The sequence below is a fragment of the Pseudomonas sp. Kh14 genome, assembly GCF_900291005.1.
Taxonomy (GTDB): Bacteria; Pseudomonadota; Gammaproteobacteria; order Pseudomonadales; family Pseudomonadaceae; genus Aquipseudomonas; species Aquipseudomonas alloputida.
In genome coordinates, this window is the sequence record NZ_OLKJ01000033.1 from 77,835 (window position 1) to 86,388 (window position 8,554).

General features: G+C 61.4%; 8 protein-coding genes and 1 pseudogene. 5 read left to right on the forward strand and 4 right to left on the reverse strand.

Going from position 1 to position 8,554, the window contains the following annotated elements; genetic code table 11:
- Window positions 1-67 precede the first annotated feature (67 nt).
- Window positions 68-976, forward strand: a complete 909-nt coding sequence (locus FQ668_RS17095) for a LysR family transcriptional regulator (RefSeq protein WP_026031812.1) — start codon at window positions 68-70, stop codon at window positions 974-976.
- Here the strand turns inward: FQ668_RS17095 and FQ668_RS17100 are convergent, their stop codons facing one another.
- Window positions 977-1,495 carry a DMT family transporter gene (locus tag FQ668_RS17100; RefSeq protein ID WP_019436782.1) on the reverse strand — a complete coding sequence of 173 codons (519 nt, stop codon included), beginning with the start codon at window positions 1,493-1,495 and terminating at the stop codon, window positions 977-979. It abuts the gene before it with no gap.
- Window positions 1,496-1,671: 176 nt separating this feature from the next.
- On the opposite strand from FQ668_RS17100, the gene FQ668_RS17105 reads away from it, so the two are divergent.
- On the forward strand, window positions 1,672-2,436 hold the full coding sequence (locus FQ668_RS17105) for a hypothetical protein (protein WP_019436781.1): 765 nt from the start codon (window positions 1,672-1,674) through the stop codon (window positions 2,434-2,436).
- A 147-nt stretch (window positions 2,437-2,583) separates the two neighbouring features.
- Here FQ668_RS17105 and FQ668_RS17110 read toward each other — a convergent pair whose 3' ends face one another.
- Window positions 2,584-3,165, reverse strand: coding sequence for a hypothetical protein (locus FQ668_RS17110; protein ID WP_014590676.1), 582 nt, complete (start codon window positions 3,163-3,165; stop codon window positions 2,584-2,586).
- 215 nt (window positions 3,166-3,380) lie between these two features.
- On the opposite strand from FQ668_RS17110, the gene FQ668_RS17115 reads away from it, so the two are divergent.
- On the forward strand, window positions 3,381-5,513 hold the full coding sequence (locus tag FQ668_RS17115) for a TonB-dependent siderophore receptor (RefSeq protein ID WP_026031811.1): 2,133 nt from the start codon (window positions 3,381-3,383) through the stop codon (window positions 5,511-5,513).
- 84 nt (window positions 5,514-5,597) lie between these two features.
- Here the strand turns inward: FQ668_RS17115 and FQ668_RS17120 are convergent, their stop codons facing one another.
- Together FQ668_RS17120 and FQ668_RS17125 are read right to left on the reverse strand one after the other, a co-directional pair.
- Window positions 5,598-6,890 (reverse strand): sorbosone dehydrogenase family protein, encoded by a 1,293-nt coding sequence (locus tag FQ668_RS17120; protein WP_019436779.1) that lies wholly within the window; start codon window positions 6,888-6,890, stop codon window positions 5,598-5,600.
- A pseudogene (locus FQ668_RS17125) lies at window positions 6,887-7,314 on the reverse strand (DUF2231 domain-containing protein). Before FQ668_RS17125 ends, FQ668_RS17120 begins: the two are co-directional and overlap by 4 nt.
- 164 nt (window positions 7,315-7,478) lie before the next feature.
- Between FQ668_RS17125 and FQ668_RS17130 the strand changes: the two are divergent.
- Window positions 7,479-7,763, forward strand: a complete 285-nt coding sequence (locus tag FQ668_RS17130; protein ID WP_019436777.1) for a hypothetical protein — start codon at window positions 7,479-7,481, stop codon at window positions 7,761-7,763.
- Window positions 7,764-8,095: 332 nt separating this feature from the next.
- A partial coding sequence (locus FQ668_RS17135) for a toxin VasX (protein WP_369333834.1) occupies window positions 8,096-8,554 on the forward strand: 459 nt, incomplete at its 3' end.

Sequence of the window (8,554 nt, forward strand, 5' to 3'; positions counted from 1 at the left end):
GTAGGAGTACACAAAGCATTTGTTAAGCTGATTCAAGTCGCCAGAAATGACCAAGGCCATTCACCCGATGGATGAACTGCGCAAGATTGACCTCAACCTGCTGCTCGCCCTGCATGCTTTGCTCAGTGAACGGCACGTGACCCGCGCAGCCCTGCGCCTGCACCGCAGCCAACCGGCGGTCAGCCACGCCTTGGCGCAGTTGCGCAAACACTTCGACGACCCTTTGCTGGTACGCCAAGGTGGCGGTATGACCCTTACCGCCCGCGCCCAATCGCTGGCACAACCGTTACAGGATGCACTGAGCAATCTCGACAGCCTGCTGGCCACCCCGCTGTTCGAGCCAGCCAGGGCCCAGCGCCGGTTCCGGCTGTCGCTGTCCGACTACGCCTCGCGCATCATCCTGCCGCACCTGCTGCGCCACCTGCGCCAAGTCGCGCCCGGGGTGGACCTGGCCATCAGCCAGGCCAGCCGTGAAACCATGTTGGCGCAGTTGCTCGATGGCGAGCTGGATCTGGCCCTGGGCCTGTTCCCCGAACTGCCTCAGGACATCACCGCCCAGCCCCTGTTTGCCGATCGCTTCATCAGCGTTGCCGATCGCCAGGTCCTGCCTGCGAGCGGCGGCATGGCCCTGGAAGACTGGCTGGCACGCCCACATGTATTGATGGCCATGCGCCCGGATGCTTTCGATGAAATCGAGCGCGCACTGGCCGCCCGGGGCCTGCAACGCCGAATTGCCCTGGCCTTGCCGCACTGGAGTGCGGCAGTCGAAGTGCTGGCCGGCACCGACCTGATCCTGACGGTGGCCAGCCGCGCTGTGGGGTCGTTGCGCCAGCACAAGACACTGCGCCAGTTCACACCGCCACTCGCCATCCCCTCGTTCGACTATCAGCAAGCCTGGCACAACCGCAAGGACAGTGACCCCGGGCACCGCTGGCTGCGCGAAACCGTATGGGCCTGCAGCCAAGCAGGGCGCTGATCAGTTTTCTTGCCCCTTCACAGCGGCCGTGGGGTGGGCCGGTGACGCCGTTGCCCAAGGGCCCTGTACCAGCAACACTCCGCACAGGATCAGCACCACACCAGCCACCCTGGCCAGGCTAAGCGGCTTGCCACCCAGCCCCATCACCCCGTAGTGGTCGGCAAGCACTGCCGTGATGATCTGCCCTGCCACCACCAGTACCAGGAACCCTGCTGCGCCAAGTTTCGGGGTCAGTGCTGCGGCGCCGGCCACATACAGTGCCCCCAGCACGCCACCAATCCATAACCACCAGGGCCCTTGCAAGGCCTTGCCCATGTCTGGCGCCGGTACCCGGATAATCAGCAGCGCAGCGATCACCACCAGCATGCTCACCGTCAACGATGTGAAAGCCCCCCACAGCCAGTGCCCAAGTGCCCGGCCTGCCGCAGCATTACCTGCGGCCTGAAACGGCAACACCGCACCGGCAAGCAACGCCATGGCCACAGGAAGCGCCAGCAGGAGCATTGATTTACTGAACATGGCAGCCCTCATCCAAGGTATCGATGGCCACCATGATGGTGCCTTCCCCAGTACTGATAGAAATCAAAATCCTGCACTTGAACTATTCGTACCCTGCATAGTGAAACATTCTTTCCGGCCGGCGTGCGCATGGCCGGCAATCGACTGCACCGTGCCACTGCCCTGGAGCCTTAGCCATGAGCGACGGACGAAAGTCCCTGATCGACCTTGGCCAACTGCCAACCCGCAACCTGGCCGAATGCCTGGCGGTGGATCAAGCCGCCTTGGTCAACGCCTTGACAGGCCAACTGCCAGCAGCATTGGTAGAGCACCTCGCTGCCAGTGCGGCCCAGGCCCAGGCACTGGGCCTGTCAAAAAAAGTGGCGGCCATTGGCCTGGCACTGGGCAAGTGGCTGGAGCAGGCCGCCGAGTCGTTGCGCGAGCAAGTGTTCGAGCAATGCTGCACGCGCCTGTCCGATACCGTGCGCAGCTGGGCAGCGTTCGCCCAGGCGTACCTGTCACGCTCGCAGCCTGCAGAAGATGCCCTGCTGGCGCAGTTTCGCTTCGCCCGCGATGACCACTTCGGCGTGCGTGAATGGGCCTGGATCGCCCTGCGCCCGCGCCTGGCCCAGCACCTTGAAGCCGCCCTGGCGCTACTCAGCCGCCATACCGGTGATGCCGACCCGCTGGTACGTCGGTTCTGCATCGAGATCCTGCGCCCGCGTGGCGTTTGGTGCGAGCACATTGCCACGCTCAAGCAACGACCAGAAGTGGCCGAGCCGTTGCTGGTACCGCTGCTGGCCGAAGCCGAGAAATACGCGCAGGACTCGGTCGCCAATTGGCTCAACGATGCCAGCAAGACCCGCCCCGACTGGGTACTTCAGCTGTTCAAGCGCCATCCCCCGGCCTGCAAGGCCTCACAGCGCATCCAGACACGGGCCACCCGAAGCCTGCCGCAGTGACACACCACAAGTCGACTACACCGAACGTGCAGAGCCCCAGGCCTTGATCGAAGCCGCCGTCTACTGAGGCCCGCTCCTCGGCACCAGCCTGCCAGGACCGCAAACGGCCGATCGTAGGCGAGTAACCGAGGCCGGCAACGGCCGAGGTCAGCGCGAGGTTTCGACGCGCAGCACTTCGGTGTAGATCGCGTCAACCGTCTGGCCAACCTTGAGGTTCTTCATGCGTTTCTGCAGGTCTGGATTCTCGACCTTGACCACCTGCAGCTTGCCCTCCGGTGGCAACAAGCTCACCTCATGCGTCTTGAGGTCGATCTTCTTGATCTGAGAGGTAACCTTGACCTGGCGGAACGCCTCGCCGCCCGGGTTGGGGTTTTGCTCGGTTGCACGGATGGTACCGGACTCTTCAGTCGCTTTCGGCGCACCACCCACCTCCGGATTGAGCACATAGGCCACGGCGCGTGTCACGTAGATGTCGACTTGGTCACCGACTTTCAGGTTGGGCAGCGCTTTGGCCTTTTCGGTCAGCTGGAACGTCACATCCTTCTTATCGTCAGGGCCTTTCACCGTGACTTGGCGGGTGGCCAGGTCGATAGCCGTTACCTGTGTGGTGACATGGCTTTCCAGCGCCTCGCTCCCGATGGGGATACCGGCAGCCTGTACCGTGAAGCTGGCAGCAGAGGCCAGCGTGGCAAGGGCTACAGCACGAGCGAGAGTACGAATGGGGTTCATAGGCGTGCTTCCATGTGATCAAGTCCGAATAGGCGCGCGAAAGGCTCACGCGCTGACAAGCATAGCCATTACCAGCCGCCTTGCCGGCCCTCCCGATTTACGACGCATTTCGTCGCAGAAATAACCGTTATAGCTAATAAGAATTCTTTACTCTTGCTTTACATTTGCAAATCATTACTATTCGCTACTCCGATAACAACAAAGAGTCGCCTGTAATGGCCAAAAGGTCTGTTGCCCCAGCATCCATTTCCATGCTGGGCCTGCTCGTTGTGCCTGCTGTCCAAGCTGCCGCCCAAACCGATACGCAAAGTAGCCTCGCCCTGCCCGCCACCGCCGTCACCAGCGTCTATGAGCAGCAAAGCTACAAGGCCAGTGAAAGCCGCAGCGCCATCAAGATCGACGCGCCGCTGCGCGATATCCCGCAAACTGTCAACGTCGTTCCCGAAAGCGTGATCAAGGACCAAGGCGCACAGTCCATGGAAGACGTGCTGAAGAATGTGCCCGGCATCGGCCTGTCCAATGGCGACGGCCAACGTGATCAGGTCACCATCCGTGGTTTCAGCGCCATTGGCGACATGTACATAGATGGCGTGCGTGACGACGCCCTGTACTTTCGCGACCTGTCCAACATCGAGCGTGTCGAGGTGATCAAGGGCCCGGCCGCAGTGCTGTATGGCCGTGGTTCCTCGGGCGGTCTGATCAACAGCATCAGCAAAAAACCAAGCTTCACGCCCAAACGCGAAGTCGGCATGAACGTTGACAGCGAAGGCAAACGCCGAACCCAGTTCGACACCGGCTGGGCCGACCCGCAAAGCAACCAGGCCTACCGCGTGACCGGTGCCTTCGAAGACAGCGACACCTTCCGCGATGATGGCTACATCGACCGCAAGGCCATCGCACCGTCGGCCTACTTCCGTCTCTCGGACGACCTGGAACTGAACCTGGGCGCCACCTACCTGTACGACAAACGCCTGATCGACTTCGGCATCCCGGCCCTGGGTAACCGCCCGGTGGACGTGGACCGCGACAAGCGCTTTGGCTCTGGCGATGCTGACCAGGATTACGCCCGCAGCGAGGTGTTCTCGCTTACAGCCAGCCTGGATTACCGCATCAACGACAACTTCACCCTGACCAACACCAGCCGTTACTACCGCTACGACCTGGACCGCAACAACACCTTGGCCGACAGTAGCCCGACGCGCTTCGTCACCGCGCCCGATGGTGAACTGCTGATCAAGCTCAACCGCGGCAACGTCGCCCGCGATGAGTACGGTGTGTTCAACCAGACGGAGCTCAAGCAACAGGCGCAACTGGCCGGCATGCAGCACAACCTGTTGTACGGGGTGGAAGCAGGCTTTCAGGACAAGTACCAGCGCGTGCTGAGCCAGACCAACGTGGCACAAGTACCGGTGTACCGTGATGCCTTGGTGCCGGTACCGGAGCATGCCGCCAACCTGTCTTCCAAGGGCACCAACTTCCAGCAGACCACCGGTCTGTACGTGCAGGACATGATCGAGCTGAACGCGCACTGGAAGGCATTGGTCGGTGTGCGTTATGACATCTTTGGCCAGGAGTACGACGACGACCGCGTGCAAAACATCGACCTGGATCGTACCGACAAGACCTGGAGCCCGCGTGCGGGTCTGGTCTACCAGCCAGACGCCATCCAGTCCTACTACGTGTCGGTCAGCCGCAGCTATCAGCCTTCGGGCGAAGTGTTCGCGGTGAGCCCGAGCAACCAGCACCTGGAGCCGGAAGAGACCACCAACTATGAAATCGGCGCCAAATGGGACCTGCTCGACAGCCGCCTGTCACTGACCGCCGCAGTGTTCCGCCTTGAGCGCACCAACATGAAGACTGCCGACCCGGCCAACCCCAACCTGACCGTATTGGCTGGCGAACAGCGTACCGATGGCTTTGAAGCCACCGTCAGCGGACATCTCACCGACAAGTGGCAGATCTATGCCGGTTACGCTTACCTGGACGCCGAAATCACCAAGTCCAACAGCAAGACCAATGGCGTGGCGAACGAAGGCCAGACCCCTACCCTGACACCACGCAACAGCGCCAACGTCTGGCTGGTACGTACCCTGACACCAGAATGGCGTGTGGCCGCCGGAGCGAACTACGTCGACGAACGCTACACAGCGCTCGACAATGTGGTGGTGATGCCGGGCTATACCACCTTCGACGCCGCGCTGCTGTACAGCGTGCCGCAGTGGGATGCCGCGCTGCGCCTGAAGAACGTGTTTGACCGTGACTACTATGCCTCGGCACATGGCTCGGTCGACCTGATCACCCCAGGGGCGCCGCGCACGCTGGAAGCCAGCTTCAACTACCGCTTCTGACCCACGCACAATGCCTGTCAGTCAGCAATTGGGCCGCTCTGCGGCCCATCGCCAGCAAGCTTTGACGATTTGATCAGATAGCATTCAGCGATTACGCGTCACCCGCCACACCGTATTCGCCAGGTCATCGGCAATGATCAACGCCCCACGCGGGTCCACCGTCACTCCAACCGGTCGCCCCCGGGTCTTGCCATCCTCACCGCGAAAGCCCGTGGCGAAGTCGATGGGTTCCCCAGCAGGCTTGCCATTGCTGAACGGCACGAAAATCACCTTGTACCCCACCGGGTTGGGCCGGTTCCAACTGCCGTGCTCGCCCACGAACACACCGTCTGCAAAGCGCTCGCCCATTGCCGAGGTCGAGAAGTCCACACCCAGTGCAGCCACATGCGAACCCAGGCTGTAATCCGGCTTGATCGCCGCCGCCACCTTGTCCGGGTTCTGCGGCCGCACCCGCTCATCCACATGCTGCCCCCAGTAGCTGTAAGGCCAACCATAGAAGCCACCCTCACGCACCGAGGTAAGGTAGTCGGGCACCAGGTCAGGGCCCAACTCATCCCGCTCGTTGACCACCGTCCACAACTGCCCGGTCTGCGGCTGGATGGTCAATGCCGTCGGGTTACGCAAGCCGGTGGCATAGGGCCGGTGCGCGCCGGTCTCGGCATCGACCTGCCAGACCATGGCCCGATCGATCTCCACCTCCAGGCCGCGCTCGGTGATGTTGCTGTTCGAGCCGATACCCACATACAAGAAGCGGCCATCCGGGCTGATGGTCAGGGCCTTGGTCCAATGGTGGTTGATCTCGGCCGGCAGGTCGGTGACCTTGGTTGGCGGGCCGTCGGCCTGGGTCTGGCCTTCCTTGTAGTCAAAGCGCACCAGCGCATCCTGGTTGGCTACATACACCTTGCCGTTGGCATAGGCCAAGCCGTACGGTGCATTGAGGTTTTCCGCAAACACGGCCTGTACCTCGTAGTTGCCATCGCCGTCAGCATCTCGCAGCAAGGTCAGGCGGTTGCCACCCTTGACCTGGGTATTGCCCTTGGCCTTGATCTGGCTGGCGATTACATCCTTGGGCTTGAGCTTGGCCGCGCTGCCCCCCCTGCCCTCAGCCACCAGAATGTCGCCATTGGGCAGCACCAGGCTCTGGCGCGGGATTTTCAGGCCGGTGGCAATGGCGGTGACACTGAAGCCCTCTGGCACGGTCGGTTTCAGTTCGCCCCAGGCAGCCGGTTGCGCAATCTTCATGCTCGGTAGCAAACCGCGCTGAGGCTCCGGCAGCTTCGGCTCCGGGCCATGGGCCTGGGTCGGCTCGCCGTCGCCACCACAGGCACTCAGCAATAGCGCTACGCCCAATAGGCTAAATGCATGCAAAGGCTTCATGCCACACCTCCTGAACGCAGGTTGCTCAAACCGGTCCAGGCGGCCACCACTGCGAGCACTGTCACGATTACCGACAACACCAACCCAGAAGGCATCACCGCCCAGGCGTCCTTGGCATGCTCAAAGGCATTGATCAGCCCAAGCACCCAAGTCACCAGCAGCAGCACGAAGTACAACGTAGCGCGCCGCCCTTGCGCTCTGCGCGGATCAGATTGGCCAGCGCGAACAACAGTGCCAGCCCACAGAACACAAGGGCCCCGGCGATCAGCCAGGCGGCGAAGTTGCTCCACTGAATCTGATAGCTGTTGTAGTAGGCGATATCGCTCAGCAGCGCGCCAAGGAACATCGGCACACTGCCCGCCAGCAGCAGAGCATGCAGCGGGCTGGGCGTACAGCGGTAGAGGGTTTGATCAGGTGCGGTCACGGTGCCTCCTTTTCATTCAGTGACCCAGGGCTGATGGCCTCGCGCCATCAGTCAAGCGCAGGGTGCGCTTAGCAAAGGAGCCTCTTGACGCCGAGATAGTTCACCGCTTCGCTGTAATGAAATATCCTGCAAGGCATTTGCTGCCAAGCGCAGAAGAGGAATACATGAGCAGACCACATACGTCCTGGGCACTGGCTACCCTGCTCTGCCTCAGCCTGGCTCTCGCGGGATGCTCCAGCAACGCCAGCAAGGCACGCTACGCCACGCCTGCAGTGGGCTCCAACTGCTTTGCCAAGGCCGTCCCCACTACCGGTGAAGGCGGCCTCGCCTGGGGCAATTCATTGAGCATTGCGCGTCAGAAGTCCCTGAACAACTGCGTGCGTTATGCCAGCCGCTCGGGAGGCACGCCCAAGACTTGCCAGGTGGTGATGGCCAAGTGCAAAAACTGAACATATAACAATCTTAAAGTACGAAACTTCCTACAAAAACACTGCAACTTTTCACACGATATTGCGCAAACGCAATACATATACATTCAAATAAAATCTTACACTTTCAGCCTCGACCCAAAAGTAGCGATCGAGGCATTGTCTTTCACTCGAATTCCAGATACTTGATCGCCCGCTCATCTCAGCAAGTAAGTAGGAAACTTCTTACAGCATAGAGTCGGGCCTGAAATCCAGCACAGTATGAATAACGGCCTTTCAGTCTTGTCAGTACTGCAAGTTCCCGCAGTGCGTCTCTGGTTCGAAAAGACTGTCTCTCTGAGCAAGGAGCTCGCATGACCAATGCCTCCGTCAGCAGCGCCACCTCCGGCCCGGCCTGCAGCGCACGCGTGCCCATCCTGCCAGTGCGCTACGCCATCGTGCCCCGCACCGCGGACGCCCCCGCCTGCCGCTATGCCCGTGCAGGCTTCAACCTGGAACAAGGCTTCCCCACGCTGCAGCACTCGGCCTACACCCTCCGTGCTTTGCGCCCGGGCTATGTCTACGTGTTCATGAAAGGCCTTCAGGGCGAAAAGCTGGTCATTCATGAGCACGTCGGCGCGGGCCTCTACAAAGAGCTGAGCTACCAAGGGCTGGAGGACTACCACCGCCGTGAGCGCTACCTATCCGGCCAGAGCACCGGCTGGGTGTGGGCCGACACCTGCCAGGACACGGCCAAGGAAGTGTGGATCGGCTACAGCCCGCACCTGTGGACCAACGCCATCACCGCCCGTATCACCGGTTCGGCAGCCCTG

Coding starts and splice junctions, on each gene's coding strand:
- FQ668_RS17105 (WP_019436781.1), top strand. CDS start 1,672: ATGAGCGACGGACGAAAGTCCCTGATCGACCTTGGCCAACTGCCAACC.
- FQ668_RS17095 (WP_026031812.1), top strand. CDS start 68: ATGGATGAACTGCGCAAGATTGACCTCAACCTGCTGCTCGCCCTGCAT.
- FQ668_RS17120 (WP_019436779.1), bottom strand. CDS start 6,890: ATGAAGCCTTTGCATGCATTTAGCCTATTGGGCGTAGCGCTATTGCTG.
- FQ668_RS17115 (WP_026031811.1), top strand. CDS start 3,381: ATGGCCAAAAGGTCTGTTGCCCCAGCATCCATTTCCATGCTGGGCCTG.
- FQ668_RS17130 (WP_019436777.1), top strand. CDS start 7,479: ATGAGCAGACCACATACGTCCTGGGCACTGGCTACCCTGCTCTGCCTC.
- FQ668_RS17110 (WP_014590676.1), bottom strand. CDS start 3,165: ATGAACCCCATTCGTACTCTCGCTCGTGCTGTAGCCCTTGCCACGCTG.
- FQ668_RS17100 (WP_019436782.1), bottom strand. CDS start 1,495: ATGTTCAGTAAATCAATGCTCCTGCTGGCGCTTCCTGTGGCCATGGCG.